Source organism: Nonomuraea diastatica, assembly GCF_004349015.1.
Taxonomy (GTDB): domain Bacteria; phylum Actinomycetota; class Actinomycetes; order Streptosporangiales; family Streptosporangiaceae; genus Nonomuraea; species Nonomuraea diastatica.
In genome coordinates, this window is record NZ_SMKP01000001.1 from 61,642 (window position 1) to 86,436 (window position 24,795).

Here is a 24,795-nt window from a genome sequence, read left to right on the forward strand (position 1 = left end):
CGTAGACCTGGGAGGCGTCTTGCGCCGCGTAGTCTGCCCGGGGTCGTTCGACCCCATCACCAATGGCCACCTCGACATCATCGGCCGGTCCGCGCGGCTGTACGACGAGGTGACCGTGGCCGTTCTCATCAACGTCGAGAAGAGCAGCCTGTTCACGGTTGACGAACGGATCGACATCCTGCAGACCGTGACCAAGGACTATCCGAACGTCAAAGTCGAGAAGTTCCATGGCCTGCTGGTCGATTTCTGCAGGCAGCACGACATCCCCGCCATCGTCAAGGGCATCAGGGTGGTCAGCGACTTCGACTACGAACTGCAGATGGCGCAGCTCAACTACCGCCTGTCGGGGGTCGAGACGCTGTTCATGCCGACCAACCCCGAATACTCGTTCCTCTCCTCCAGCAGGGTGAAGGAGATCGCCCGATACGGTGGAGACGTGTCGGGCCTCGTGCCGGACCTGGTGCACAAGCTCCTCATCGAGCGCCTGAGGGGCTAGGGGGCGCGGGCGTGCTTCGGCGCTGGGGTCATGAGCGCAGCGCGATGCCTGTGGGGGGTCTGCGGGGGGCGCGCCCCCCGCAGGGGCTGGTATTCTTTCTATTCGGCCTTGTACGACGGCGACGGTTTTCGCCATGCCTAGCGAGAGCAGGATGACTCAGCACCTCGACCCCCGCTCCCCTTGGGTGATCTCCACTCACGACCTGGGAAAGCGGCCGGGCACGATGAGGCAGACGACCCTGTCGCTCCCGGCACCGGCAGATCTCGGCGTCGACATGATCGGTGTCCCCAAAGACGCCGAAGTCGAGCTGGGTCTCCGGCTCGAAGCAGTGATGGAAGGCGTGCTCGTCTCAGGCACGGCGCAGGCCCCGCTCGCCGGGGAGTGCGCGCGGTGCCTCGACCCTGTCACCTCGGATGTCGAGGTCAACTTGCAGGAGCTGTTCTTCTACTCCGACGAGGACGCCTCGGAGGAGGATTCGCTGCTCGACGGAGAGTTGCTCGACCTCGAGCCGACCTTCCGCGACGCGGTGGTGCTCGCGCTGCCGTTGAGCCCGGTGTGCAGGGATGACTGCGAAGGGCTCTGCGCGGAGTGCGGGATCAAGCTGGCCGAGGCCGGCACGGATCACCGGCACGAGAAGATCGACGCCCGGTGGGCGTCGTTGCAAGGTCTGATTTCCGAGAACGATAACGATCAGGAGAAGTGACGTGGCCGTCCCGAAGCGAAAGATGTCGCGGAGCAACACCCGCGCCCGTCGCTCCCAGTGGAAGACGACTGCTGTCGCCCTGGTGAGCTGCCCGCAGTGCCGTTCGCCGAAGCAGCCGCACATCGCGTGCCCCACCTGCGGCACCTACAACCGTCGTCAGGTCATCGAGCCGTCCGCCTGATTGACGTGATGCCGACCGGGTGCCATTGTGCCTCGGTCGGCGTTACCGTCTCAGATGCGTGCGGCGGCGGTTCGCCCGCGGCCGTGGTGGACGCCGGGGCTACGCGTTACCCCGACGCCCACCACGTTTTCGGGCATCTTCCGCAGTCGGCGCGCCATGTGAAGATGTCCGAGGAGGAAGCACGTGGGCGCAGGTCCTAAGCCGGTGGCCGTGGAGGTCGCCAGAGACGAGCTGGAGCGGGTCCTGGCGGTCGCCCTTGACCCCGGAATTCTCGAGCGGGCGCTGACACACCGCTCCTACGCGTACGAGAACGGCGGGCTGCCCACCAACGAGCGCCTGGAGTTCCTGGGCGACTCGGTGCTGGGCCTGGTGGTCACCGACACCCTCTACCGCAACCATCCCGACCTGCCCGAGGGCCAGCTGGCGAAGCTGCGCGCCGCGGTGGTCAACATGCGGGCGCTGGCCGATGTGGCCCGCGGGCTCGGACTGGGCCGGTTCCTGCGGCTCGGCAGGGGCGAGGAGGGCACCGGCGGGCGCGACAAGTCGTCCATCCTGGCCGACACCCTCGAGGCGCTGATCGGCGCGGTCTATGTCGACAAGGGCCTCGACGAGGCGTTCCGGGTGGTGCACCTGCTGTTCGACCCGCTGATCGTGCGTTCGGCGTCGCTGGGCGCGGGGCTCGACTGGAAGACCTCCCTGCAGGAGCTGACCGCCTCCGAGGCGCTCGGCGTGCCCGAATACCATGTCGAGGAGAGCGGCCCCGACCACGCCAAGTCGTTCACGGCGATGGTGCGGGTCGGCGGCGAGTCCTACGGCTCGGGCACCGGGCGCAGCAAGAAGGAGGCCGAGCAGCAGGCGGCCGAGGCGGCGTGGACCCGCATCAGGGCCCGCAGGGAGCAGCGGGAGAGCCAGCCCGCGAGCTGACCTTGTCGGCGCCTGGGTTTCCACAAGGTGATAGTTCAGCGTCCAGAGGGCGAGGTGCGTGATGCCCGAGCTGCCTGAGGTCGAGGTCGTCAGGCGCGGCCTCGCACAATGGGTCATCGGCCGTGAGATCGCCTCGGCGGAGGTGCTGCACCCCCGCGCGATCAGGCGTCACATGCCCGGCCCCGACGAGTTCACCGCGCGGCTGAAGGGCCGCACGCTGCTGTCGTCCGAGCGCCGCGGCAAATATCTGTGGTTGCCGCTGTCGGGCGCGGAAGAGGCGCTCATGGCCCACCTGGGGATGAGCGGCCAGCTGCTGGTGGTCGACGGTGACGCGCCGCCGGAGAAACACCTCAGGGTACGCGTCCGCTTCGAGGACGGCGGCCCCGACCTGCGCTTCGTCGACCAGCGTACGTTCGGCCACGTCATGCTCACCTCCCTGGCCGGCGGTGTGCCCGAGCCGATCGCCCACATCGCGCCCGACCCGTTCGAGGCGGCGTTCGACGAGGACGAGTTCTCCCGCAGGCTCAGAGCCAGGCACACCGAGATCAAGCGGGCCCTGCTCGACCAATCGCTGATCAGCGGTGTCGGCAACATCTACGCCGACGAGGCCCTGTGGATCGCCCGGCTCCACTGGGCCCGCCCCACGCAGACGCTCACCAGGCCCAAGATCACCGAACTGCTCGCCGCCGTCCGCACGGTGATGGCCGCCGCCCTCCAGCAGGGCGGCACGTCGTTCGACAGCCTCTACGTCGACGTCAACGGCGACAGCGGCTACTTCGAACGTTCCCTGGAGGTCTACGGCCGGCGTGACCTGCCGTGCTCCCGCTGCGGCACCCCGATCCGGCGTGAGGCGTTCATGAACCGGTCGTCCTACTCCTGCCCCAGATGCCAGCGACGACCGCGCCCAGCGCGGTCAGGCCCGCCGCCAGCCACATCACCGCGATGATCGAGACGCCGTCGACCACCCTGCCGCCGGCGAACGCGCCGAGCGCGATGGAGACGTTGAAGGCGCTGACGAACAGCGCCGTGCCGAGCTCGCCGCCGCCCTCCCGCATGATCCACAGCTGGAGGGCGACGCCCACGCCGCCGTAGCCCAGGCCCCACACCACGAGCACGGCCAGGGGCAGCCCGATCACCGGCAGCGCCGCCGTGGCCAGGGCCATGAGCGCGGCCAGCGCGATCAGCACCGGCCGGGGATTCCTGGCGGCCAGCGCGCCCGAGGCGAAGTTGCCCGCCACGCCGGCGGCGCCGTACACGAGAAGCGCCGTGCTGATGAGGGCGGGACCGGCGTGCGAGACCTGCTCCATGAACGGCCGTACGTAGGTGTAGGCCGCGAAGTGGCCGGACACGATGAGGACGGTCAGCACGAGCACGAGCCTGAGCGGCCGTGAGAGCCACGCCGGCCGTGTTCCCGGCCGTGCGCCCGGCTCTGTGCCCTGGAGGGCGTTCCGGTCGTCAGGGGGGCTCTGCGGGCTCTGGAGGGCGTTCTGGGCGGTCGTGAGGGTGTCCTGGGCGGGCGTGCGTTCGTGCCGCGGCCGGGCAGGGGCGGTGGGGCCGTCCTCGGCCGGCGGCGGGTCGCCGGGCAGCGGCGGCAGGGTGGCGGCCAGTACGGCGAGCAGGACCAGCGCCACCGCCCCCATGGCGATGAACGCGCTCCGCCACCCCGCGAACGACGACACGAACGTGGCCGCCGGCACCCCCAGCACCGACGCCACCGACACCCCGGACAAGATGATCGAGGTGGCCCGTCCGACCGACCGGCCGGGCACCAGCCGGGGCGCCAGCCCGGCCGCGAACGCCCAGAAACCGCCGATGCTCACCCCGGTCAGCACCCGGGCGGCCATCATGACGGCATGGCTCTGGGAGAGCGCGCCCGCCAGGTTGGCCACCGCCAGCAACGCCATCAGCCCCAGCAGCGTGACCCGCCGGTCGACCCGGCGGGTGGTCACCGCCAGCAGGGGCGCGGCGACCGCCGCGACCAGCCCTGGGGCCGTCATCATCAGCCCGGCCGTGCCGTCGGAGACGCGAAGGTCGGAGGCGATCGAGGTCAGCAGCCCGACGGGCAGCATCTCGCTGGTCACGATGGTGAAGGTGCCGACCGCGACCGAGGTCACGGCGAGCCATCGCGCCTGGGTGGAGGCGTGTGCATCGGTCAACGTCATGTCGCTCAGCCTCCTGGCGCCCGCGGGCGGGAACAATGACGAAGGCCGAAAGCTTGGTTTAGGCAGGCTAAGCAATCGGTGGAGGTGGAGATGGACTTCAGGGAACTGGAGTGCTTCGTCGTGCTCAGCGAGGAGCTGCACTTCGCGCGTACGGCCGAGCGCCTCTACCTGTCGCCGGGCCGGGTGAGCCAGCTCATGCGCTCGCTGGAGACCAGGATCGGCGGCCGGCTCTTCCAGCGGACCAGCAGGCGGGTGCGGCTGACGCCGCTCGGCGAACGTTTCCTGGCCGACCTGCGGCCCGCGTACGAAGGGCTGGCCACGGCCGTGAACCGGGCGAAGGCGGCCGCCCGCGAGGTGACGGGGGTGCTCAGGGTGGGGTTCCTGGCCACGCCCACGGATGTCGTCACGGGCGGCGTACGCGCCTTCGAGAGCCGCAACCCCGGATGCGAGGTCGAGCTGGTGGAGATCCCGCTGTCCGACCCGTTCAGCAGGCTGCGGGCCGGACAGGTGGACATCGTGTTCACGCTGTTGCCGGTGGACGAGCCCGACCTGGCGGTGGGCGAGGGCCTGAACCGGGTGTCGTACGAGCTGGGTGTCTCCGCCCGCCATCCCCTGGCCGGCCGGGCGAGCATCGGCGCGGAGGAACTGGCGGGCCTGCCCCTGATCGGCCTGGACGGTCCCGCACCGCGCGCCTGGCGGGAACGCGTGACACCCTCCGTAACCCCTTCCGGACGTCCGATTCCCCTGGCAGGTACGGTGACCACGAGCCAGGAGGGCCTGACCCAGGTGGCGCTCGGCCGGGGCGGCATGCTGTTCTGCGCCCCCACGGCCGCCCACCACAGGCGCCCCGACGTGAGCTTCGTCCCCGTCGTCGGCCTGCCTCCGTCGATCCTCGGCCTGGCCTGGGCGCGGGGGGCCGAGACGGCGGCGATCCGGGCGTTTCGCGACGCGGCGGCCCGGCACGCTCTCGGGTCGGAGGCTTTGGTGGCGTGAGACCACATGGGAGACCAGATGTCGGAGAACACGAAAAATACGGAAAATCCGGAGAGCGTCCGGGTGACCGCCTGGGTGCGGGGGAGGGTCCAGGGTGTGGGGTTCCGCTGGTGGACCCGGGCCAGAGCGCTCGAGCTCGGACTGGCGGGATGGGCGCGCAACACCGAGGACGGCCGGGTGGAGGTGGTCGCCGAGGGGCCGTGGTCGGCGTGCGTCAAGCTGCTGGAGCTGCTCAGAGGTTGCGACACGCCGGGCAGGGTCGATGGAGTAGTGGAACGTTGGAGCGAACCACGAGGTAGTTTGGGCGGTTTTGTGGAGCGATAACGACTTCCCTTAAACCCCCCAAATGGGGTATAGTTGTATGTCGGGAGTGCCCATCAGTAGGGCTCAGTGGTTCGATCGACTTGACCGCCCACACTGCCGGTGCGACTCTTGTTAAGTACCACGCGCACCCCTCCCGCGGAATAGAAGTGCGCGAACCAGTCTGGTCACTCAGCGTGGAGGACCCTTTACCATGGCGAAGGCTCTACTCGGCCACGTCGGCGGTCCTGACCCTCGAATGGTCTCGGAAATGCGCCGCCTGCAGCAGCGTATCCGGGATCTGGAGGCAGAACTCATCCGACTTCAGGCCACGAATGACGCTCTTGCGGCGCAAACCCGCGATGAGGCACTAAGCCGCATGCAAGAGCGCGAGCCGGCACTCACCTGAGAGTGATCGGAGCGCAAGACCCAGGGACGTCTCGAAGAGGCGTCCCTTGTTATTTTCCCCTCCTCGGAAAGCTTCCTTTGCCCTGGTCGCGTCGGTTCCGACGGCATGCGCCCGCGAGGCGCATCAGGGACCAGTAGTCTTTCCGAAGTCGTCTAGGGAGAAGGGGGCCGCGCTTGTATTTGAAGACCCTCACCCTGCGCGGCTTCAAGTCCTTCGCCTCCGCGACCGCCCTGCGGTTCGAGCCCGGCATCACCTGCGTCGTCGGCCCCAACGGCTCGGGCAAGTCCAACGTCGTCGACGCCCTGGCCTGGGTCATGGGCGAGCACAGTGCCAAGTCGCTGCGCGGCGGCAAGATGGAGGACGTCATCTTCGCCGGCACCTCCTCCAGGCCCCCGCTCGGGCGCGCCGAGGTGACGCTGACCATCGACAACAGCGACGGCGCGCTGCCGATCGACTACACCGAGGTCACGATCAGCCGGCTGATGTTCCGGTCGGGGCAGAGCGAATACGCGATCAACGGCGACACCTGCCGCCTGCTCGACATCCAGGAGCTGCTGTCCGACTCGGGCATCGGCCGCGAGATGCACGTCATCGTCGGGCAGGGCCAGCTCGACGCCGTGCTGCACGCCGGGCCCGAGGATCGGCGGGCGTTCATCGAAGAGGCCGCCGGCGTACTCAAACACCGCAAGCGCAAGGAAAAGGCGCTGCGCAAGCTCGACGCCATGCAGGCCAACCTGACCCGTGTGCAGGACCTCACCACGGAGCTGCGCCGCCAGCTCAAGCCGCTGGGCCGCCAGGCGGAGATCGCCCGCAAGGCCGCCGTCATCCAGGCCGACCTGCGTGACGCCAGGCTCCGGCTGCTGGCCGACGACGTGGGCACGCTGCGTGCCACCCTGGAGCGCGAGGCCGCCGACGAGGCCGCGATCACGGCCAGGCGCAACCAGGTGGAGACCGAGCTGGCGGAGGGCCAGCAGCGCGAGACCGCGCTGGAGGCCGCCGAGGCAGAGGCGCAGCCCCGGCTGGCCGCCGCCCAGGAGACCTACTTCAGGCTCTCGTCGCTGCGCGAGCGCATCACCGGCCTGGAACAGCTCGCCGCCGAACGCCACCGGCACGCGCTCGACGCCGCCGCCATCGAGCGCAGGGGCCGTGACCCGGAGGAGCTGGAGCGCGAGGCTGCCGAGGCTCGCGAGCAGGAGCTGATCCTCAGGGCCGAGCTCGAACACGCGCACGAGCTCCTGGAGGCGGCCGTCGAGCGGCGCTCCGAGGCCGAGGCCGAGCTGAACGCGGAGGAGCAGCGGCTCGCGATGGCCGCCAGGGCCGCCGCCGACCGCCGGGAAGGGCTGGCCAAGCTGCGCGGCCAGGTCGATTCCGTACGCAGCAGAGCCAGGGCCGCCGAGGAGGAGATCGGCAGACTCCAGGCGGCGGTGGCCGACGCGACCGAGCGCGAGCGCCAGGCCACGGAAGACCTGGAGGCACGCCGGCTGGAGGAGCCCGCCGCCGACCCCGCGCTGGCCGAGGAGCTGGCCACGGCGCAGGCCATGGTCGAGGAGGCCGCAGCGGTCGCCGACGAGGCGCGGGCGGCGGCCGAGGAGGCCAAGTCCTGCCTCGACGCGCCGCGGGCCGCTCTGCAGGCGGCGAAGTCGGCCGTGGCCACCGCCCGCGCCGCCGACCAGGAGGCCCAGCGTTCGGTGGCCGCGCTGGCCGCGCGCAAGGAGGCGCTGGAGCTGGGGCTGGCCAAGGGCGACGGCGGCGCGGCCCTGCTGGACGCCGGCCTGGCCGGGGTGCTCGGCCCGCTGGCGGCCGCCATGCAGGTCACGCCGGGGGCGGAGCCGGCCGTGGCGGCCGTGCTCGGTCCCGTCGCCGAGGCGATCACCGTGAAGACCCTCGACACCGCCGTCGAGGCCATCGACCTGCTCCGCGCCCAGGGCAAGGGCCAGGCCACGCTCCTCGTCGCCCACGCCGCCGACCGGCTCCCACCGGCACCGCCCCGCCAGGAGCCCGCAGCCGCCCCCGGCGCGGCGGGCGTGTCCGGTCAGGGACCCGAGGTGGCGGGTGCGTCCGGCCAGGGACCCGGGGCGGCGGATGCGTCGGGTCAAGGATCCGCTGGGGTGCCGGGCGTGGCGGCGCGGCGGCGGGGAACGGCTCCCGACGGCAGTCGCTGGGTGGCCGACCTCGTCACGGTGCCCGGCCATCTCCGTCCGGCCCTCGATCACGTGCTGGCCGACGTGGCGGTCGTCGACGATCTGAAGTCCGCGCGCGAGCTGGTCGAGCGCCATCCCGGCCTGCGGGCCGTCACGACGCACGGCGACCTGGTGGGCGCGTACGCGGCCGAGGGCGGGTCCGACGGCGGCACCTCCGTGCTCCAGGTGCGCGCGGCACTCGACGAAGCCGTCAAAGACCTGGAGGAGGCCGGGAGCAGGGCGGAGGAGAACGCCCGCGCCCTCGACGAGGCGATCGGCCACGAGCAGGCCGCTCAGACGGCCCTGGAGGCCGCCCAGGCCCGCGTCGGCGAGGCCCAGACCGCCGTCACGACCGCCCAGGCCGGCGTGAGCGCCGCGCAGGGCACGCTCGACCAGGTCAGGAGCCGCCAGCGGGAGGCCGACCAGCGCAACGCCGCGGCCGCCAGGCAGCTGGCCCAGCTCGAGGCCGCCGCCGGCGCCGCCCGCGCCGAGGCCGAGCGCCTGGCCAGGAGCGTCACCAAGGCGGAAGAGGCCCGCGCGGAGGGCCTGGAAGAGCTGGCCGAGCTGGAGATCCGGCTGGCCGAGGCCGAATACGCCCAGGAGCTGGAGTCGGAGCCCGCCACCGACGGCCGCGACGAGCTGGCGAGCGCCTGCGAGGCCGCCAGGCAGCGCGAGATGGACACCCGCCTGCAGGTGCGCACCGCTGAAGAGCGCGTCAAGGGCATCGAGGGCCGCGCCGACGGCCTGCTGCGGGCCGCCCAGCGCGAGCGCCAGGAACGCGCCCAGGCGGCCGCCCAGCGCGCCAGGCGCAGGCAGCAGGCCGCCGTGGCCGAGGCCGTCAGCAAGGGCGCCAAACGGGTGCTCGAGGCGCTGGCGACCTCCATCCAGCTGGCCGCCAGGGAACGCGACGAGGCCGACCTCACCAGGGTCGCCGTCGACGCCGAGCTCAAGCAGGTGCGCCTGCGCGTACGCGAGCTCGGCCAGGAGCTGGACAAGCTGGTCAACCGGGTGCACGGCAGCGAGGTGGCCCGCACCGAGCAGCGCCTGCGGCTGGAGCAGATGGAGCAGCGGGCGCTGGAGGAGTTCGGCGTCGAAATCGAGTCCCTGATCTCCGAGTACGGCCCCGGCGCCCCGGTGCCCGGTGACCCGCCCGTGCCGTACGTCCGCGAGGAGCAGGAGAAGCGCGCCAAGGCGGCCGAGCGGCAGATGAACCAGCTCGGCAAGGTCAACCCGCTGGCGCTGGAGGAGTTCGCGGCGCTGGAGGAGCGGCACGCGTTCCTCACCTCGCAGCTCGAAGACCTCAAGAAGACCAGGCGCGACCTGCTGACGGTGGTCAAGGAGGTCGACGACCGGGTGGAGCAGATGTTCGCCTCGGCGTACGACGACGTGGCCGGGGAGTTCGAGCAGATCTTCACCAGGGTCTTCCCCGGGGGCGAGGGCCGGCTGGTGCTCACCGAGCCGGCCGACATGCTGACCACCGGCATCGAGGTCGAGGCCAGGCCGCCGGGCAAGAAGGTCAAGCGGCTGTCGCTGCTGTCGGGCGGCGAGCGCTCGCTGACGGCGGTGGCGTTCCTGATCTCCATCTTCAAGGCGCGGCCGTCGCCGTTCTACGTGATGGACGAGGTCGAGGCCGCGCTCGACGACACCAACACGCAGCGCCTGCTGACGTTGTTCGAGGAGCTGCGGCAGAGCTCGCAGCTCATCGTGATCACCCACAACAAGCGCACGATGGAGATCGCCGACGCCCTCTACGGCGTGTCGATGCGCGGCGACGGCGTGACGCAGGTGGTCAGCCAGCGGCTCAGAGAACGCGAGTCTGCCTGATAGGCGTGGCCTTGGGCATGACCATGGCGGTCGATCTGGAAAACTGACATCTTGTGGATGGTTATCTCGGCGTCATCGTGATCGTGGCCGTCGTCGCCCTGCTGGCGGCCGGCGGTCTTTTCCTGCTCTTCCGGCCGGGCCGAAAGGCGCCTCCGCCGGTCAAGCCGCCCGAGTCTCCCGTGCTTCCCGAGGAGAAGCGGCCGGCGGGAACGGGCGAGGAGAGCGAGGGCGCGACCACCACGCTGCCGCCTCCGGCCAAGCCGGCCGAGCCGGTCGTGGTGGAGCCCGAGGTCGAGGTGCCGCCTCCGTCCGCGGGCCGGATGGTGCGGCTGCGCTCGCGGCTGGCGCGCTCGCAGAGCGCCCTCGGCCGCGGGCTGCTGGAGCTGCTCTCCCGCGACCGGCTCGACGACGAGGTGTGGGACGAGATCGAGGAGAGCCTGATCACGGCCGACGTGGGCGTCGCGCCGACCCAGATCATGGTCGAGGAGCTGCGCGCCAAGGTCAAGGTGCTGGGCAGCCGCACGCCCGGGGAGGTGCGCGGCCTGCTGCGCGAGCAGCTGCTCGCGCAGATCGACCCCGATCTCGACCGCACGCTGCACGTGCGCAAACACGGCGAACGGCCCGCGGTGGTGCTCGTCGTGGGCGTCAACGGCACCGGCAAGACCACCACCACGGGCAAGCTCGCGCGTTCTCTCGTCGGCGACGGCAAGAAGGTCGTGCTCGGCGCTGCCGACACCTTCCGCGCGGCCGCCGCCGACCAGCTCCAGACCTGGGGCGAGCGGGTCGGCGCCGACACGGTGCGCGGCCCCGAGGGCGGCGACCCGGCGTCCGTGGCCTTCGACGCGGTCGCCAAGGGCATGGAGGAGAAGGTCGACGCCGTCATCGTCGACACCGCCGGCCGCCTGCACACCAAGACCGGTCTCATGGACGAGCTGGGCAAGGTCAAGCGGGTCATCGAGAAGAAGGCCACGGTCGACGAGGTGCTGCTCGTCCTCGACGCCACCACCGGCCAGAACGGCATGCGCCAGGCCCAGGTGTTCGCCGAGGTGGTCAACATCACCGGCATCGCGCTGACCAAGCTCGACGGCACCGCCAAGGGCGGCATCGTGATCTCGGTGCAGCGGGAGCTCGGGGTGCCGGTCAAGCTCGTCGGGCTGGGCGAGGGGCCCGACGATCTGGCGCCGTTCGATCCCGAGGTCTTTGTGGACGCGATCCTCGGCGACTGAGGAAATTTCCGGCTTGGCCGTAATTCGTCCTGAAATACGCCTTACCAGATAAGCATTGATTGATGTCTTTTTCGTGTGCTGACATGTACCGGTCATCAACCTGAATGCTCGGATCCATTCGACGACGAAGGGGCATCCATGAAGAAGATCGTTGTTCACCGGCCAGGAACCGTGAGGCCGTCCGCTGCGGCCGCGCCGAGGCACGGCGCCTGACGCGCCCGGCCGGCGCCTGATCGCGGGCGCCGGCCCTACCGGACCACGGAAATGGGGTCGTGTGGACACGATCATGCTGGACGCCGACCGCCGCATCGGCGGCCCCTACACGTTCGCCGCCGGGCTGCTCGGCCATCTCGTCCCGGCCGCCCTGGCACGGCATCCCGAGCTGGTCGCCGCTCATGACATCGAGATCCGGACGGCCGGGCCGAAACTCCGCGACATCGTCCCGGCGCGCAGGCGCTCACTGGCCGACGACCTCCCCCGCGCACAGCGCATCCTCATCCCCGCCGCCCGGCGCAGCCTCAGGATCGCCAACGGGCTGGCCGAGTTCGTCCGTGACCACCTCGACCGCGCGGGCCCGCTCGCCGTGACCGTGACGAACCTCGACGCCGCCGACCACACCGACACCGAGCTCGTCGCCGTGCTGCGGCGCCGGCTCGACCCCGGCCTGCTGCGGCTCGACGAGGGCCCGCAGGCGCCGTCGACCGGGCCGTCGACCGGGCCGTTAATCGGGGCGTTGCCGGCCGACTTCGACCGTTACCGCGACGAGGGTTTCCACCATGCGATGGCCGAGTCGGGCCTGGAGGCGCTGCGCGGCATGGCGTACGACGCCGACCCGCAGCGGTGGCGGCAGCTCCTGCAGCGCGTAGGCGCCTCGCTGGAGGCCATCGAGCGCGAGGACGAGGCCCGCGAGCTCTACGACCGCGCCAGGCGCGAGAGCACCGATCCCCGGCACCGCGCCACCATCGCCTACGCCACCGCCATGATCCTCGTACGCCACCACGACCCCGCCCGGCGCGACCCCGAGCAGGCGCTGGCCTGGATCAACGAGGCGATCACGATCACGTCGCTGCTGCCCGACCCCAGGGGCCGGGCCTTCCACCTCGGCTTCGACCTCAACGGCAAGGCGCTGGTCGAGGTGCGCAGGGGCCGGCCCGCCGCCGCGATGGAGCTGGTGCAGCAGGCCATCGACCTGGCCGAGGCCGACCTGCCGGCCGAGCATCCGATCCACAAGCTCGTGCTCCACGCCAACAGGGGCCAGCTCCTGGCCATGACGGGCCGGGCGCAGGAGGCGCTGGCCGACTACACGCGGGCCGTCGAGGCGGACCCCGGCTATCCCGACTACTACCTCGACCGGGGCAACCTGCTGCACAAGCTGGGCCGCGACGGCGAGGCGCTGGCCGACTACGAGGCCGTCATGCGCCTCAGCCCGCCCTTCCCCGAGGCGTACTACAACCGGTCCGAGCTGCGTTACGCGGCGGGCGACATCGCGGGCGCCCGCGCCGACTTGGACCACACGCTGGAGCTGGACCCCGAGTTCGCGCCCGCGTACGTGAACAGGTCCGGGCTGAGCGCGGCGGCCGGCGCGTACGCCGAGGCCCGGCAGGACGTCGAGCGGGGGCTGCGGCTCGCGCCGCGCGATCCGCACCTGCTGTGCGTGCTCGGCCAGGTCGAGCTGGCCGAGGCGCGCCACCCGGAGGCGCGCGCCGCCTTCGACCGGGCCCTGGAGCTCGACCCCGATCTGGTCGCGGCCTGGGCGGGACGGGCCGAGCTGGCCTTCGGGCTCGGCGACCACGGCGCGGCCCTGGCCGACCTGACGAGCGCGCTCAAGCGTGAGGAGACGGCCGAGCTGCTGTTCAACAGGTCGGTGGTGCACCGGGCCTCGGGACACCCGGACAAAGCCCGCGACGACCTGCTCAGGGCCGCGGTCCTGGCACCTGGCGACGGCGACATCGGGCAGGCCCTCACCGAGGTTTGAACCCATGGGACGGCGCTACTGGCTGCTGCTCAGCGCGTTCCTCGCCTCCTCGCTCGGCACCTGGATCTACCGGCTGGCCCTGCCGCTCCTGGTCTACGACCTGACCGGCTCGCGCTCGGCACCGGACTCGTGTACGCCATGGAATACCTGCCGTACGTCGTGCTCGGCGTGCTCGGCGGGGTGCTCGCGGACCGGGTCGACCGGCGGCGCGTGCTCGTGATCGGCGACCTGATGTCCGGCGCGGTCACCGTGCTGCTCGCGGTGATCGTGACGACCGGCGTGCGGCAGCTCTGGGCGATCTACGCGGTGGCGTTCCTGCTGGCCTGCGTCGATCCCCTCTACCAGCCCGCGTTCCGCTCGATGGTGCCTCGCTGGTCCCGGTGGAGCGGCTGCCGCAGGCGAACGCGCGGTTCCACATCGGCGAGCACGCGGTGAACATGGCCGGCCCCGTGATCGGCGGCGCGCTCGTCGTGGGCCTCGGCCACCAGGCCGCGATCTACGTGGACGCGGGCACGTTCCTGCTGTCGGCCCTGCTGATCTGGCCCGTCAGGGTAGCGCGGGGCGCGCTGACGAAACGCGGCCGGTCCATGCTCACGGACGTCCGGGAGGGTCTCAGCTTCCTCTTACGTGGCGACAAGGTGGTGCTCACCACCGCGCTCGCGATCGCGGCGTGCAACTTCGGGGTCTGGCTGCTGCTGGCCGGGCTCGTCTACTACCTCAGCTCTTACCACGGGTTCACCCCGGGAGAGATCGGCGTCGTCTACGCCTTCCAGGGGGCGGGCGCGGTGATCGGGGCGTGGCTGGGCAGCCGATTGTTGCGCAGGTATCCGCCGGGGCAGGTGATCTGCTGGGCCGTCGCCGCGGGCGGTCTGTCGATGCTGGCCATGATCGTGGCGCGCGGCCCCGTGCCGATCGGGCTCGCCTGGCTGGGGCAGTTCGCCGCGGCGGGGACGTCGATCGTGGCCGTCGCGACCGTGCGCCAGCTGCTCGTCCCCGACCATCTGCTCGGACGGGTGCTCGGCACGACCAGGATGATCGCCTTCCTGTCCATCCCGCTCGCGTCGCTGGCCACGGGCGTGTTCGAGTCGGAGACGCGCAACGCGTACGCGCTGATGGTCGTCGCGGGGGTGGGCTGGCTGGCCATCGCCGCCGTCGTGGCGTACACGCCGCTGGGCAGGCTCAGCCTTCCCGATCTGCGGGACGGGCGCGAGGGCCGATCGGCACCACCAGGGGAGTCCCCGCCACCGGATCCTCGATGACCTTGGCGTCCAGCTCGAACACCTCGCGCAGCAGCTCTTCGGTCAGCACCTCGTGCGGGGTGCCCGAGGCGATCACCTGCCCGGCGCGCATGGCCACCAGCCGGTCGGCGTAGCGGGCGGCCAGGTTGAGGTCGTGGAGGACCATGACGACCGTGCGGCCGGCCCGCTGGTGCAGGTGGCGTACGAGCTCCAGCACCTCCACCTGGTGGGCGAGATCGAGGAAGGTCGTGGGCTCGTCGAGCAGCAGCAGGTCGGTGCCCTGGGCCAGGGCCATGGAGATCCAAGCCCGCTGCCGCTGCCCGCCCGACAACTCGTCCAAGGGCCGTTCCGCCAGGTCGGCGAGGCCCGTCATGTCCAGCGCCGCGGTGACCGCGCCCTCGTCGTCGGAGGACCACTGCCGATACCACGTCTGGTGCGGATGCCGGCCCCTGGCCACCAGGTCGGCCACGGTCAGCCCTTCGGGGGCGACGGGCGCCTGGGGGAGCATGCCGAGGATCTTGGCGACCTCGCGGGTGGGGATCTTGTCGATGCGCTTGCCGTCGAGCAGCACCTCGCCGCCCTGCGGTTTGAGCAGGCGGCCGAGCGCGCGCAGCAGGGTGGACTTGCCGCAGCCGTTCGGGCCGATGATGGTGGTCACGGTGCCCGCCTCGATGCCGAGGTCGAGCCCGTCGACGACGACGCGCTCGCCGTACCCGAGCCTGACGTCGGCGGCCTGCAGTCTCACTTGCGTGACCTCCAGATCAGATGGATCAGGTAGGGGGCGCCCAGCACGGCGGTGACGATGCCGACGGGCAGTTCGAGCGGGGAGAACGCGGTGCGCGCGATCAGGTCGGCGCCCGTGGTGAGCACGCCGCCGATGACCGCCGAGCACAGCAGGGGCGGCCGTCCTGACCGGACCAGCCTGAGCGCGATCTGCGGCGAGGCGAGGGCCACGAACGCGATCGGGCCGGCGGAGGCGGTGGCCACGGCGGCCAGCAGCACGGCGGCGAGGATCAGCAGGGCGCGGGCCGGATTCATGCGGACGCCGAGGGCGGTGACCGTGTCGTCGCCGAAGCGCAGGGCGTCGAGCGAGCGGGTGCCGAGCAGGGTCAGCGGCACCAGCACGGCCAGGGCCAGCGCCGTGGGCGTCACGTGCTCCCAGCCCCGGCCGTTGAGCGAGCCGCTGATCCAGATCATGGCGCGGCTGGTGTCGTTGACGTCGCCGACTGTGAGGAGCCAGAACTTGACGTTGGTGAACACGGCGGCCACGCCGATGCCGACCAGCACCAGGCGGTAGCCGTCCAGGCCGCGCCGCCACGCCAGCCCGTAGACGACGGCGGCGCCGAGCAGGCCGCCGAGCAGGGCGAGCGCGGGGATGCCGAGGGTGGACAGCAGGCCGCTCACGCCGCCGTAGACGCTGCCGCTGGCGACCACGCCGGCCACGACCGTGACGGAGGCGCCGGTGGTGACGCCGAGGATCTCGGGGCTGGCCAGGGGGTTGCGGGCGATGGACTGGATGATCGCACCGGACGCCGCGAGCGCCGCGCCGACGAGGGCGCCGGTGAGCGCGCGCGGCAGGCGCAGCTCCATGATGACGAAGTGGCCTGCGTTGTTGACGTCGAACGTGCCGGCGACCACGTCGGCGAGGCTCATCTCGATGTCGCCGATGCGCATGTTCAGGGCCATGAGCAGGGCGAGCAGGACCAGCCCCGTCAGGGTGAGCACGATGCCGCGCGGGCGTATCTGCCAGGACAGGCCGGCGACGCGCAGGGGGAGAGTGGTCACAGGCGCACCGGCTTCCTGCGCCGCACCAGGGCGACGAAGAACGGCGCCCCGAGCAGCGCGAGCACCACACCGACCTCCAGCTCCCCCGGCGGGGCCACCACGCGCCCGACCACGTCGGCGACCAGCAATAACGCCGCGCCGACGAGCCCGGAGTAGGGCAGCAGCCACCGGTGGTCGGTGCCCGACAGCGGACGGGTCAGGTGCGGCACGATGAGCCCGACGAACGCCAGGGAGCCGCAGGCGGCGACCGACGCGCCCGACAACAGGGTGACGGCGGCAACGCCGACGGCGCGGGTCATGGGGATGTTCTGGCCGAGGCTCCTGGCGACGTCCTCGCCGAGCGAGAGGGCGTTGAGCCCAGGGGCATTGACCGCCGCCAGCACGAGGCCCACCAGGATGAACGGCAACACCTGCCAGACGACGTCGGCGCCCCTGGCTGAGATCGAGCCCGCCTGCCAGAAGCGGAAGACGTCCATCGCCTGCTCGTCCAGCAGCACGATGGCCGAGGTCAGCGCGTAGAGGAAGGCGCTCACGGCGGTGCCCGCGAGCGCCAGTGTGACCGGGGTCGGGCTGCCCTTGCCGCCCGTCATGCCGAGCGCGAACACCGCGACGCTGGCCACCAGCGCCCCCGCCAGGCCGAACCAGATGTAGCCGAGCAGGCTGGAGACGCCGAGCAGGACGATCGAGGACACCATCGCGAACGCCGCCCCCTGCGTGACCCCGAGCAGGCCGGGGTCGGCGAGAGGGTTGCGGGTGTGGCCCTGCATGAGCGCGCCGGCCACGCCGAGCGCGACTCCGGCGAGCACGCCGAGGACCGTCCTGGGGACGCGCAGCGCGCGGATGACGATGTCGTTCTCGGTGCCGGTGGGTGCGGTGAGCGCGTGCCAGGCGTCGGTGAGCGGCACGGACTTGGAGCCGATGGTGACGCTCAGCACCACGGCGACGACCACGGCGGCGAGCAGCACGAACAGGACCGTGAGCCGCCGGTGACGGACGCCACGGAGCCTGGGGGCGACGGCCGTTGCGCTCACCCGTGCCCTCCCTCGATGATTGCCGGATCCCGGTGCAGTATGCCAGCTTAGGCAGGGCTAACCTAAATTAGGTTTGCCTTACTTTGACCGAAAGGGTGCTGATGAGACCGTTGCGCGCGCTGGTCTGCGCTGTCCTCGCGGTGGGGATCGCCGCCTGCGGTTCCGCGGAGCCCGCGGACGCCCCCTCGCCGAGCGCCCCCTTCAGGACCGTAAAGCACGTCATGGGCGAGACGGTGATCCCGGAGCAGCCGAAGCGGGTAGTGGCGCTCGACCAGAGCTTCGTCGACGCGGTGCTCACCCTGGAGACGCCGGTGGTGGGCTACACCACCTACCGGTCGATCGACACCGAGCTTCCCGGCTATCTCGGGGCCGTCGCCGAGCGGTACGGCAAGCAGGCCGCTCCGGTCGGGACGCTGGAGCAGCCGAGCCTGGAGAAGATCATCGCGCTCAAGCCCGACCTGATCGTCTCGGCCAAGGTCCGCCACGAGGCGCTGTACGAGAAGCTCTCCAAGATCGCTCCCACGGTCTTCAGCGAGACCACCGGGGCCATCTGGAAGGAGAACCTCCGGCTCATGGGTCAGGCCCTGGGCAAGGAGACGCTCGCCGACACCAGGATCAAGGAGTACGAGGAGCGCGCCGCCACGATCGGCGCGGCGATCAAGAAGAAGGACGGCAAGCTGCCGACGATCTCCATCGTGCGCTTCGCCGGCGAGCCGACGACGCGGCTCTACGTGGCGAACTCGTACTCCGGCGTGGTCATGAAGGACGTCGGGTTCCCCCGGCCGGAGAGCCAGCCGGCCGCGAAGGACGCCATCGCCGTGGACGTCAGCCAGGAGCGGATCGCGGAGCTGGACGCCGACGAGATCTTCGTCGCGACATATCCGGATCCGTCGTCTGACGGGCCCAAGGAGAAGTTCATGAACAACCCGCTGTGGGGCAAGCTCAAAGGCGACAAGCACGAGGTGAGCGACCTGACCTGGATGAGTGCTGTGGGCATCCAGGGGGCGCACGCCATGCTGGACGACGTGGCGAAGATCTTCGCCGTCGATCCCGCCAGACCCGCCTCCTGATGCCTCTACCGGGGCAGGAACGCGCGCAGCTCCCTCAGGTGGGGTGCCACGTCCAGGCCCTGCCGGGCGAGCCAGCCCGGGTCGCCGTACGTGCCCTCGTAGCGGTCGCCGCTGTCGCAGACCAGCGTGACGATGCTGCCCCGCTCGCCCGACTCGCGCATCTCCGCGATGAGGTCCACGCAGGCCGCCATGTTCGTCCCCGTCGATCCGCCCACGTGGAGGCCGGTCACCTCGCGGGTCCAGTGCATGGCGGCGATCGAGCGGGCGTCCGGCACGGCGACCATGCGGTCGATGACGGCCGGCTGGAAGGAGGGCTCCACGCGGGGGCGGCCGATGCCCTCGATGCGGGAGCCAGGCGCGGTGACCGTGGTGTCGCCGGAGACCCAGCTCGGGTAGAAGGCCGACCCCTCGGGGTCGGCGACGGCCAGGCGGGTGGCGTGGCGGCGGTAGCGGATGTAGCGGCCGATGGTGGATGACGTGCCGCCGGTGCCGGCGCCGACCACGATCCACGCGGGCACCGGGTAGGGTTCCAAGGACATCTGGGAATAGATCGACTCGGCGATGTTGTTGTTCCCGCGCCAGTCGGTGGCCCGCTCCGCGTAGGTGAACTGATCCATGAAGTGCCCGCCGGTCTCGGCGGCCAGGCGGCGAGATTCCTCATAGATCGCTCCCGGATCGCTCACGAGATGGCACTTCCCACCGTAGACCTCGATGAGGTGGCACTTCTCCGGCGACGTGGACGCGGGCATGACGGCGGTGAAGGGCAGGCCGAGCAGCCGGGCGAAATAGGCCTCGCTGACGGCGGTGGATCCGCTCGACGCCTCGACGACGGTCGTGGCGGGCCCGATCCAGCCGTTGGCCAGGCCATAGAGGAAGAGAGAACGAGCGAGCCGATGTTTGAGTGAACCTGTGGGGTGCACCGACTCGTCTTTCAAGTAGAGGTTTACACCCCAGTCCGAGGGCAGCGGAAAGACGTGCAGATGTGTGTCGCAACTACGGTTGGCATCGGCCTCGACCTTCCGTATGGCCTCGGCCACCCAGCGGCGGGTGCCAGGGTCGTGGCGGTCGACGAAACTCATGCTCATACGCTATCCCATGTGACTCTTGCCACTCTTACTGTGAAATTGGGTGGGTAGTGTTATGATAATGAGACTTGTCCGGCCGTGGACGTGACAGCACACGCCGCGAGCAGATGGACGGAAACCCCTTCTGACCAAGGCGGAACCGCACTAACGCGCCCCTTACCTGGTGCTTGCGATGATGGAACCGCTGTCAGGCGGCTTGTGCCGAAACGGGGGAAAGCGCAAGGGGGATTGATTTGATCACTATGACCGATGAGCAGCGTCAGGACTGGTTCGAACGGGATGTCGTGCCCGTGACGTCACAGCTGTTCGCCTCCGCCATGCGCCTGACTCGCAACACGGCCGACGCGGAGGACCTGGTTCAGGAGACGGTGGCGAAGGCGTACACGTCCTACCACCAGTTCCGCGAGGGCACCAACCTCAAGGCATGGTTGCACCGCATCCTGACCAACAACTTCATCAACGACTACCGCAAGAAGCAGCGCTCGCCCAAGCTGTCCGCGGCCGAGGACATCGAGGACTGGCAGCTGCACGCCGCCGAGTCCCACTCCTCGACCGGGCTGCGTTCCGCCGAGAACGAGGCGCTCGACCGGCTCCCCGACAACATCGTGATGAACGCCCTGCGCAGCCTGCCCGAGGACTTCCGCGTGGCCGTCTACCTGGCCGACGTCGAGGGCTTCGCGTACAAGGAGATCGCTGAGCGCATGGGCACACCGATCGGCACCGTGATGTCGCGCCTCCACCGCGGCCGCCGCCAGCTGCGCGGCATGCTGGAGGAGTACGCCCGCGAGGAGGGCGCCGTACGCGTGCCCGCGCAGAGCGCCGCCGCCTAGTACACGCCTAGGACCCCATGGCGAGACGGAGACGGACGCGTAACAGGCCGCCTTCCGCACGTAATTCGACGAGATCGCACAGCTGCCGGCTGATCCAGAGCCCGTATCCCCTGGGGGATCCGGGCTCGGGTGGTATGTAGCCGGGCAAGGGGTCGTCGAGCGCGCCGCCCGGGTCGGCGATCTCGCAGACGAGTTCCCCGTCCTCCACCCACATCGTGATCGTGCCGTGCCCGGCACCGTGCTCGATGCTGTTGGCCGCGACCTCCGACGCGCTGAGCACGAGCGACGTGATCAGGTCGCCGTTCATGCCAGCCGCTCTGGCGTAGTCGCCGACGGTCCGGCGCAGCCGCTTCAGCTCGCGTGCGGTGAACCCGAACGTCTTGGCGTCGCCGCGCGGCTCGGGCAGGGGTGCGCGATCGGTGTCCAGGACGAGGTCGTGCGGGTCCACGAACCGGGCACCGGCCGCCTCGCCCTCGGGGCCGAGCAGCAGGGGATGAGTGACCTGGGTGTGATCGAGCACGCCCGCGGGGACCTTCCGCACGTCGTACAGGCACCACAGGATCGCCGGCCGCGCGCGGAGCGCGGCGTTGACCACGGACTCGTAGCGGATGAGCTCTGTGACCTCTCGCCCGCTCCGGTCCTCCCAGCCGGGTTCGCCGATGACGAACGTACGGCGGTCGCGCGTGTAGTCGTGCAGCGCGGCCAGCGTCCGGTAGGGATGGGAGTACCAGGAAGAGGCGTCGCGGCTGTCGACGCGCCCGGCGTCGCGGCCCAGGGCGTCGGCGAGCAGGCCGAACGTGGCCGGGCCCGTGATCACCAGGACCCGCCTGCCCTCGCCCAGCGCCGCGCGCACGCGCGGGACGGTGACGCTCACGAACGCCTCATCCGAGGCGTACGGCACCGCGACGTGCCTCAACGACTCATCACCGGAACGTGCCCGATCAGGGCGCACGGGCGAAACGTAGCAAGGCTAGGGGTGCTGTGCAACGGCTATCAGCGCGACCGCCCCCAGCGCGCAGGCCACACCGGTCACCTGGACGGCCCGCAGGCGCTCGCCGAGCACGTGGCGGGCCAGCAGCAGGGTGCTGGCGGGGTAGAGGGAGACGAGCACGGCGACGAGGCTGAGCAGACCGTCCTGCTGGGCCAGTAGGAAGAGCACGTTCGCCGTCATGTCGAGCACGCCCGCGGCGACGATGATGCGCAGCGATCCCGACCGTGGTCTGAGCGCCCGCCGGGTGACCACGGCGAGCAGGGCCACCATGGTCACCGACGAGAGCCTGGCGCCGACCAGCGGCCACAGGCCGGACTCGTGCGGGGCCATGGAGAGCAGGATGAAGAAGCCGCCGAACCCGGCGCCCGCGGCCAGCGCCGCCGCCACCGAGGCGAGCGAGCCGTGCCCGCCGCCGGAGGTGTCCTGGCTGACCAGCAGCACCGAGCCCAGCGCGAGCGCGACCCCGACCAGCGCCCAGAACGCCGGCCGCTCGCCGATCGCCAGCCCGAACACGACGGGCAGCGCGGCCGAGGTGACCGCGGTCGTCGGCGCGACCACCGACATGACGCCCGTGGCCAGCGCCCGGTAGAACAACACCAGCCCGCCGGCGCCCGACAGACCGGCGGCCAGGCCCCATGACAGGGCCGTGTTGGTGAACGCGCCGGGCAGCAGCGGCAGCAGGCCGAGGATCAGCGCCAGGCCGGCGATCTGCGATAGCACGACGACCGACAACACCTGGGTTCGTTTGGTGGCCAGGCCGCCGAAGAAGTCGGCCGTGCCGTAGACCACCGCGCAGGCGGCCGCCAGGATCACCGTCATTTCCCGCCCCTTCTCAGTCCAACATAGTGAACCCTTAGTACAACATAATAGGCGCAACAGGCTGTACAGGTTTTTCACTACACTGCACTCCATGGAGGACCCCGAACTGATCACCCAGGCCATCGCCAACAACGTCCGCGCCCAGCGCTCGCATCGCGGGCTGACGCTCGACGCGCTGGCCGCCAGGTCGGGGGTGAGCAGGGGGATGCTCGTCCAGGTGGAGCAGGGCCGGACCAACCCGAGCGTCTCCACGCTCACGAGGATCGCCTCCGCCCTGGGCGTCACCGTGGCACGGCTCGTCGAGGTCGCCGACGTGCCCATGGTGCGCGTCATCGACAAGGCCGACGTGGTCACGTTCCGCCAGGGCGACGTGCAGGCCCGCCTGCTGGTGGGCGCGGACGTGCCGATGATCCTGGAGTTGTGGGACTGGCGGCTGGCCCCGGGCGAGCACCACGACGGCGACGCCCACCCGCCGGGCACCCGCGAGATGCTGACCGTGCTCGACGGCGAGCTGACGATCACGGTCTACGGCAAGAGCCACACGATCGGCAAGGACGACGCGGTGCTCTTCACCGCCGATCGCCCTCACCGCTATGCGAACAGGGCCGAAGCGGAGCTCAGGTTCATCATGGTGGTCGCCGAGCCCCGCGAGACGCACGACCAATGAGCTTCACATGAACGCCGCGTCGGGGACGCCCGTTGTTTGGGTACATCCCTGGTGTGCGCGGAACGTCGGCAGGGGGTGGCGGGTGAATGAGGCCCGAGCGGCGACGGAGAAGCTCCAGGCGGAGCTCCACGGTCTGGGCGTCACCAGCGCGTACGACGTGGGCGACGATGCGACCATCTCGGTGTGGATAGGCCTGGTCGTGCGCTATAGGGATGGCTTTTACCGTTGGCAGGAAGGACCGGTGAAACGTCGGCATCTGGGTACGGATCCGGCCGGATGTGCCATGCGCGTGGCGCGCCGCTCCAAAGAACTGCGGGCCGATATCCCACCCTGGTGGGACGACCTGGTCAGGGAACTACGGGGGAAACCGGCCCAGGACTATCCGTAGCCCCCCGTACGCGGTGTTTCGGGGGGACGCATGCGCGGGTGGGCTCTGCCGCTGGCCCTGTTGGCTCTGGTGAGCTTCGCCACCCAGGTGGTGGTGCACGCCCATCCTCCGGCGCTCCCGATCGTGCCCGTCCAGCCGCCGCCGATCGAGCCCTCCGTCCTGGCCAGGCGGCTGGCGTCGATGCAGGCCGACTGGCCGCGCCACGTCGACTGCGCTCTGGCGAAGTGCGTGGCCCTGACCTTCGACGACGGCCCGGGCGAGCACACGGGCCGGCTGCTCGACCTGCTGAACGAGCGCGACGTCAGGGCGACGTTCTTCGTGGTCGGGGAGATGGTGGCCGCCGGCGGCGGGAGAGCCGTCCAGCGCATCGTGGCCGACGGGCACGAGATCGGCAACCACTCCTGGAGCCACCAGGCGCTGTCGGAGCTGACGCGCAAGGAGCTCCACCGGGAGCTGCGGCACACCGGCCGCCTCGTGCGCCGGCTCACCGGGGTCAGGATGCGGGTGATGCGGCCGCCGTACGGGTTGACGGACCGGCACGTCGCGGCCGAGGCACGCCGCGCGGGCATGGCCCAGATCCTGTGGGATGTCGACACCTTCGACTGGCGGGACCGGACGCCCAGGATCGTGGCCAGGCGGGCCGGCCGGGCCACGCCCGGATCGATCATCCTCATGCACGACATCCACCGCACCACCGTGAAAGCCGTGCCCGCCCTGCTCGACGCGCTCACGAGAAGGGGCTTCACGTTCGTCACGGTCTCCGAGTTGTACGGCGACCGGAGCCCGGCGCCGGGGAGAAAGTACATGAGGCGGTGACCCGGGGCGCATGGGTGGCATGGCAGGCTTGGCGCATGGGGTTCACCGGCTTTCCCGACGAGGCGTTCCTGTTCTACGAGGGTCTTGAGGCTGACAACTCGAAGACCTATTTCGGTCGGCACAAACAGCTCTACGAGGAGGCCGTGCGAGAGCCGATGCTCGCGCTCGCCGACGAGCTGGCCGCGGAGTTCGGGCCGGCGCAGCTCTTCCGGCCCCATCGTGACGTGCGCTTCGCCAAGGACAAGTCGCCGTACAAAACGCATCAGGGCGCGTTCGTCGACCTGATGCCGGGCATCGGGCTCTACGTGGAGCTGAGCGCGGCCGGGCTGTTCACCGCGGGCGGCGTCTACACGAAGGCCCCCGACCAGGTCGCCCGCTATCGCGCGGCCGTTGACGAAGACCTGTCGGGGAAGCCGCTGGAGTCGATCACCGGCTCGCTGGAGGCGGCCGGATACACGCTTCAGGGCGAGCGGCTCAAGACCAGGCCGCGCGGCTTCGACGCCGACCACCCCCGCATCGAGCTGCTGCGGCACAGGTCGCTCCACGCGGGGATGCGGTTCGAGCCGGAGCCGTGGGTGCACACGCCGCAGGTGCGCGAGCGGGTGGCGGGCACGTGGCGTGACTTCGGGCCCCTGGTCGAGTGGCTCTGCACCCACGTGAGAGGCAGCGAGCTGCCGCCCCGCTGAACTCCCGCCCAGCCGG

25 protein-coding genes and 1 pseudogene are annotated in these 24,795 nt (G+C 70.7%); 19 read left to right on the top strand and 7 right to left on the bottom strand.

The features are described 5' to 3' along the window. Nucleotides 1–19 precede the first annotated feature (19 nt). The 5 genes from coaD (at nucleotide 20) to mutM (ending at nucleotide 3,250) form a co-directional block, all read left to right on the top strand. Nucleotides 20–496: a pantetheine-phosphate adenylyltransferase gene (coaD, locus tag E1294_RS00330; protein ID WP_132503575.1), complete on the top strand. Its 477-nt coding sequence runs from the start codon at nucleotides 20–22 to the stop codon at nucleotides 494–496. Nucleotides 497–629: 133 nt separating this feature from the next. After that, on the top strand, nucleotides 630–1,199 hold the full coding sequence (locus E1294_RS00335; RefSeq protein ID WP_132503576.1) for a YceD family protein: 570 nt from the start codon (nucleotides 630–632) through the stop codon (nucleotides 1,197–1,199). 1 nt (nucleotide 1,200) lies between these two features. Continuing rightward, nucleotides 1,201–1,380: a 50S ribosomal protein L32 gene (gene rpmF / locus E1294_RS00340; RefSeq protein ID WP_033409409.1), complete on the top strand. Its 180-nt coding sequence runs from the start codon at nucleotides 1,201–1,203 to the stop codon at nucleotides 1,378–1,380. A gap of 204 nt (nucleotides 1,381–1,584) precedes the next feature. After that, nucleotides 1,585–2,304 carry a ribonuclease III gene (gene rnc, locus E1294_RS00345; protein WP_132503635.1) on the top strand — a complete coding sequence of 240 codons (720 nt, stop codon included), beginning with the start codon at nucleotides 1,585–1,587 and terminating at the stop codon, nucleotides 2,302–2,304. A 61-nt stretch (nucleotides 2,305–2,365) separates the two neighbouring features. Next, complete coding sequence (mutM, locus tag E1294_RS00350; RefSeq protein WP_132503577.1) at nucleotides 2,366–3,250, top strand: bifunctional DNA-formamidopyrimidine glycosylase/DNA-(apurinic or apyrimidinic site) lyase; 885 nt, start codon at nucleotides 2,366–2,368, stop codon at nucleotides 3,248–3,250. Here mutM and E1294_RS00355 read toward each other — a convergent pair. Continuing rightward, nucleotides 3,159–4,466, bottom strand: coding sequence for an MFS transporter (locus tag E1294_RS00355; RefSeq protein ID WP_132503578.1), 1,308 nt, complete (start codon nucleotides 4,464–4,466; stop codon nucleotides 3,159–3,161). The genes mutM and E1294_RS00355 overlap by 92 nt on opposite strands. Nucleotides 4,467–4,556: 90 nt before the next feature. Here E1294_RS00355 and E1294_RS00360 point away from each other — a divergent pair, with 90 nt between their 5' ends. The 8 genes and pseudogenes from E1294_RS00360 (at nucleotide 4,557) to E1294_RS00400 (ending at nucleotide 14,632) form a co-directional block, all read left to right on the top strand. Further along, nucleotides 4,557–5,459, top strand: a complete 903-nt coding sequence (locus tag E1294_RS00360) for a LysR family transcriptional regulator (protein ID WP_132503579.1) — start codon at nucleotides 4,557–4,559, stop codon at nucleotides 5,457–5,459. 18 nt (nucleotides 5,460–5,477) lie between these two features. Next, a complete protein-coding gene (locus E1294_RS00365) occupies nucleotides 5,478–5,783 on the top strand; it encodes an acylphosphatase (RefSeq protein ID WP_132503580.1) in 306 nt (101 codons plus the stop codon). A 190-nt stretch (nucleotides 5,784–5,973) separates the two neighbouring features. After that, a complete protein-coding gene (locus E1294_RS55365; protein ID WP_090938435.1) occupies nucleotides 5,974–6,168 on the top strand; it encodes a hypothetical protein in 195 nt (64 codons plus the stop codon). A gap of 173 nt (nucleotides 6,169–6,341) precedes the next feature. Then, nucleotides 6,342–10,172: an AAA family ATPase gene (locus tag E1294_RS00375; RefSeq protein ID WP_132503581.1), complete on the top strand. Its 3,831-nt coding sequence runs from the start codon at nucleotides 6,342–6,344 to the stop codon at nucleotides 10,170–10,172. A 53-nt stretch (nucleotides 10,173–10,225) separates the two neighbouring features. Then, entirely contained in the window at nucleotides 10,226–11,398 is a 1,173-nt protein-coding gene (gene ftsY, locus E1294_RS00380) for a signal recognition particle-docking protein FtsY (protein WP_132503582.1), read from the top strand. Between the two features lie 274 nt (nucleotides 11,399–11,672). Beyond that, a complete protein-coding gene (locus tag E1294_RS00385; protein WP_132503583.1) occupies nucleotides 11,673–13,373 on the top strand; it encodes a tetratricopeptide repeat protein in 1,701 nt (566 codons plus the stop codon). Between the two features lie 4 nt (nucleotides 13,374–13,377). Continuing rightward, the gene (locus tag E1294_RS00390) at nucleotides 13,378–13,593 is read left to right on the top strand and encodes a hypothetical protein (protein WP_132503584.1); all 216 of its coding nucleotides are present in this window, start codon (nucleotides 13,378–13,380) and stop codon (nucleotides 13,591–13,593) included. Next, a pseudogene (locus tag E1294_RS00400) lies at nucleotides 13,512–14,632 on the top strand (MFS transporter). The gene E1294_RS00390 and the pseudogene E1294_RS00400 overlap by 82 nt, the downstream one beginning before the upstream one ends. Here E1294_RS00400 and E1294_RS00405 read toward each other — a convergent pair. Genes E1294_RS00405 through E1294_RS00415 form a run of 3 tightly spaced genes read right to left on the bottom strand, consistent with a single transcriptional unit; the run spans nucleotide 14,553 to nucleotide 17,427 of the window. Beyond that, nucleotides 14,553–15,356 carry an ABC transporter ATP-binding protein gene (locus E1294_RS00405; RefSeq protein WP_181958437.1) on the bottom strand — a complete coding sequence of 268 codons (804 nt, stop codon included), beginning with the start codon at nucleotides 15,354–15,356 and terminating at the stop codon, nucleotides 14,553–14,555. The pseudogene E1294_RS00400 and the gene E1294_RS00405 sit on opposite strands and share 80 nt — an antisense overlap. Next, nucleotides 15,353–16,396 carry a FecCD family ABC transporter permease gene (locus tag E1294_RS00410; RefSeq protein ID WP_246082725.1) on the bottom strand — a complete coding sequence of 348 codons (1,044 nt, stop codon included), beginning with the start codon at nucleotides 16,394–16,396 and terminating at the stop codon, nucleotides 15,353–15,355. Before E1294_RS00410 ends, E1294_RS00405 begins: the two co-directional genes overlap by 4 nt. Continuing rightward, nucleotides 16,393–17,427 carry a FecCD family ABC transporter permease gene (locus E1294_RS00415; RefSeq protein WP_132503587.1) on the bottom strand — a complete coding sequence of 345 codons (1,035 nt, stop codon included), beginning with the start codon at nucleotides 17,425–17,427 and terminating at the stop codon, nucleotides 16,393–16,395. The genes E1294_RS00410 and E1294_RS00415 overlap by 4 nt, the downstream gene beginning before the upstream one ends. Before the next feature lie 101 nt (nucleotides 17,428–17,528). Between E1294_RS00415 and E1294_RS00420 the strand changes: the two genes are divergently transcribed. After that, nucleotides 17,529–18,497 carry an ABC transporter substrate-binding protein gene (locus E1294_RS00420; RefSeq protein ID WP_132503588.1) on the top strand — a complete coding sequence of 323 codons (969 nt, stop codon included), beginning with the start codon at nucleotides 17,529–17,531 and terminating at the stop codon, nucleotides 18,495–18,497. Between the two features lie 5 nt (nucleotides 18,498–18,502). Here the strand turns inward: E1294_RS00420 and E1294_RS00425 are convergent, their stop codons facing one another. Further along, nucleotides 18,503–19,576: a PLP-dependent cysteine synthase family protein gene (locus tag E1294_RS00425; RefSeq protein WP_132503589.1), complete on the bottom strand. Its 1,074-nt coding sequence runs from the start codon at nucleotides 19,574–19,576 to the stop codon at nucleotides 18,503–18,505. 248 nt (nucleotides 19,577–19,824) lie between these two features. Here E1294_RS00425 and E1294_RS00430 point away from each other — a divergent pair, with 248 nt between their 5' ends. Continuing rightward, entirely contained in the window at nucleotides 19,825–20,412 is a 588-nt protein-coding gene (locus E1294_RS00430) for a sigma-70 family RNA polymerase sigma factor (RefSeq protein ID WP_165974470.1), read from the top strand. A gap of 7 nt (nucleotides 20,413–20,419) precedes the next feature. On the opposite strand, the gene E1294_RS00435 is transcribed toward E1294_RS00430, so the two are convergent. Then, the gene (locus E1294_RS00435; protein ID WP_132503591.1) at nucleotides 20,420–21,364 is read right to left on the bottom strand and encodes a sensor histidine kinase; all 945 of its coding nucleotides are present in this window, start codon (nucleotides 21,362–21,364) and stop codon (nucleotides 20,420–20,422) included. Nucleotides 21,365–21,382: 18 nt separating this feature from the next. Next, on the bottom strand, nucleotides 21,383–22,222 hold the full coding sequence (locus E1294_RS00440) for a DMT family transporter (protein WP_132503592.1): 840 nt from the start codon (nucleotides 22,220–22,222) through the stop codon (nucleotides 21,383–21,385). 91 nt (nucleotides 22,223–22,313) lie between these two features. Between E1294_RS00440 and E1294_RS00445 the strand changes: the two genes are divergently transcribed. The 4 genes from E1294_RS00445 to E1294_RS00460 all read left to right on the top strand — a co-directional run bounded on the left by E1294_RS00445 (nucleotide 22,314) and on the right by E1294_RS00460 (nucleotide 24,779). Further along, nucleotides 22,314–22,889, top strand: coding sequence for a helix-turn-helix domain-containing protein (locus E1294_RS00445; protein ID WP_132503593.1), 576 nt, complete (start codon nucleotides 22,314–22,316; stop codon nucleotides 22,887–22,889). Between the two features lie 82 nt (nucleotides 22,890–22,971). Next, nucleotides 22,972–23,277 (top strand): hypothetical protein, encoded by a 306-nt coding sequence (locus E1294_RS00450; RefSeq protein WP_132503594.1) that lies wholly within the window; start codon nucleotides 22,972–22,974, stop codon nucleotides 23,275–23,277. A 30-nt stretch (nucleotides 23,278–23,307) separates the two neighbouring features. Next, nucleotides 23,308–24,093, top strand: a complete 786-nt coding sequence (locus E1294_RS00455) for a polysaccharide deacetylase family protein (protein ID WP_132503595.1) — start codon at nucleotides 23,308–23,310, stop codon at nucleotides 24,091–24,093. 35 nt (nucleotides 24,094–24,128) lie between these two features. After that, nucleotides 24,129–24,779 carry a DUF2461 domain-containing protein gene (locus E1294_RS00460; protein ID WP_132503596.1) on the top strand — a complete coding sequence of 217 codons (651 nt, stop codon included), beginning with the start codon at nucleotides 24,129–24,131 and terminating at the stop codon, nucleotides 24,777–24,779. The last annotated feature ends 16 nt before the right edge of the window (nucleotides 24,780–24,795 follow it).

What these genes read in the sequence shown, in the direction of transcription:
- E1294_RS00420 (WP_132503588.1), top strand. Translation starts at nt 17,529, where the DNA reads ATGAGACCGTTGCGCGCGCTGGTCTGCGCTGTCCTCGCGGTGGGGATC.
- E1294_RS00445 (WP_132503593.1), top strand. Translation starts at nt 22,314, where the DNA reads ATGGAGGACCCCGAACTGATCACCCAGGCCATCGCCAACAACGTCCGC.
- E1294_RS00455 (WP_132503595.1), top strand. Translation starts at nt 23,308, where the DNA reads ATGCGCGGGTGGGCTCTGCCGCTGGCCCTGTTGGCTCTGGTGAGCTTC.
- mutM (WP_132503577.1), top strand. Translation starts at nt 2,366, where the DNA reads ATGCCCGAGCTGCCTGAGGTCGAGGTCGTCAGGCGCGGCCTCGCACAA.
- E1294_RS00440 (WP_132503592.1), bottom strand. Translation starts at nt 22,222, where the DNA reads ATGACGGTGATCCTGGCGGCCGCCTGCGCGGTGGTCTACGGCACGGCC.
- E1294_RS00355 (WP_132503578.1), bottom strand. Translation starts at nt 4,466, where the DNA reads ATGACGTTGACCGATGCACACGCCTCCACCCAGGCGCGATGGCTCGCC.
- E1294_RS00390 (WP_132503584.1), top strand. Translation starts at nt 13,378, where the DNA reads ATGGGACGGCGCTACTGGCTGCTGCTCAGCGCGTTCCTCGCCTCCTCG.
- E1294_RS00460 (WP_132503596.1), top strand. Translation starts at nt 24,129, where the DNA reads ATGGGGTTCACCGGCTTTCCCGACGAGGCGTTCCTGTTCTACGAGGGT.
- E1294_RS00430 (WP_165974470.1), top strand. Translation starts at nt 19,825, where the DNA reads ATGACCGATGAGCAGCGTCAGGACTGGTTCGAACGGGATGTCGTGCCC.
- E1294_RS55365 (WP_090938435.1), top strand. Translation starts at nt 5,974, where the DNA reads ATGGCGAAGGCTCTACTCGGCCACGTCGGCGGTCCTGACCCTCGAATG.
- E1294_RS00360 (WP_132503579.1), top strand. Translation starts at nt 4,557, where the DNA reads ATGGACTTCAGGGAACTGGAGTGCTTCGTCGTGCTCAGCGAGGAGCTG.
- E1294_RS00365 (WP_132503580.1), top strand. Translation starts at nt 5,478, where the DNA reads ATGTCGGAGAACACGAAAAATACGGAAAATCCGGAGAGCGTCCGGGTG.
- E1294_RS00335 (WP_132503576.1), top strand. Translation starts at nt 630, where the DNA reads ATGCCTAGCGAGAGCAGGATGACTCAGCACCTCGACCCCCGCTCCCCT.
- E1294_RS00425 (WP_132503589.1), bottom strand. Translation starts at nt 19,576, where the DNA reads ATGAGTTTCGTCGACCGCCACGACCCTGGCACCCGCCGCTGGGTGGCC.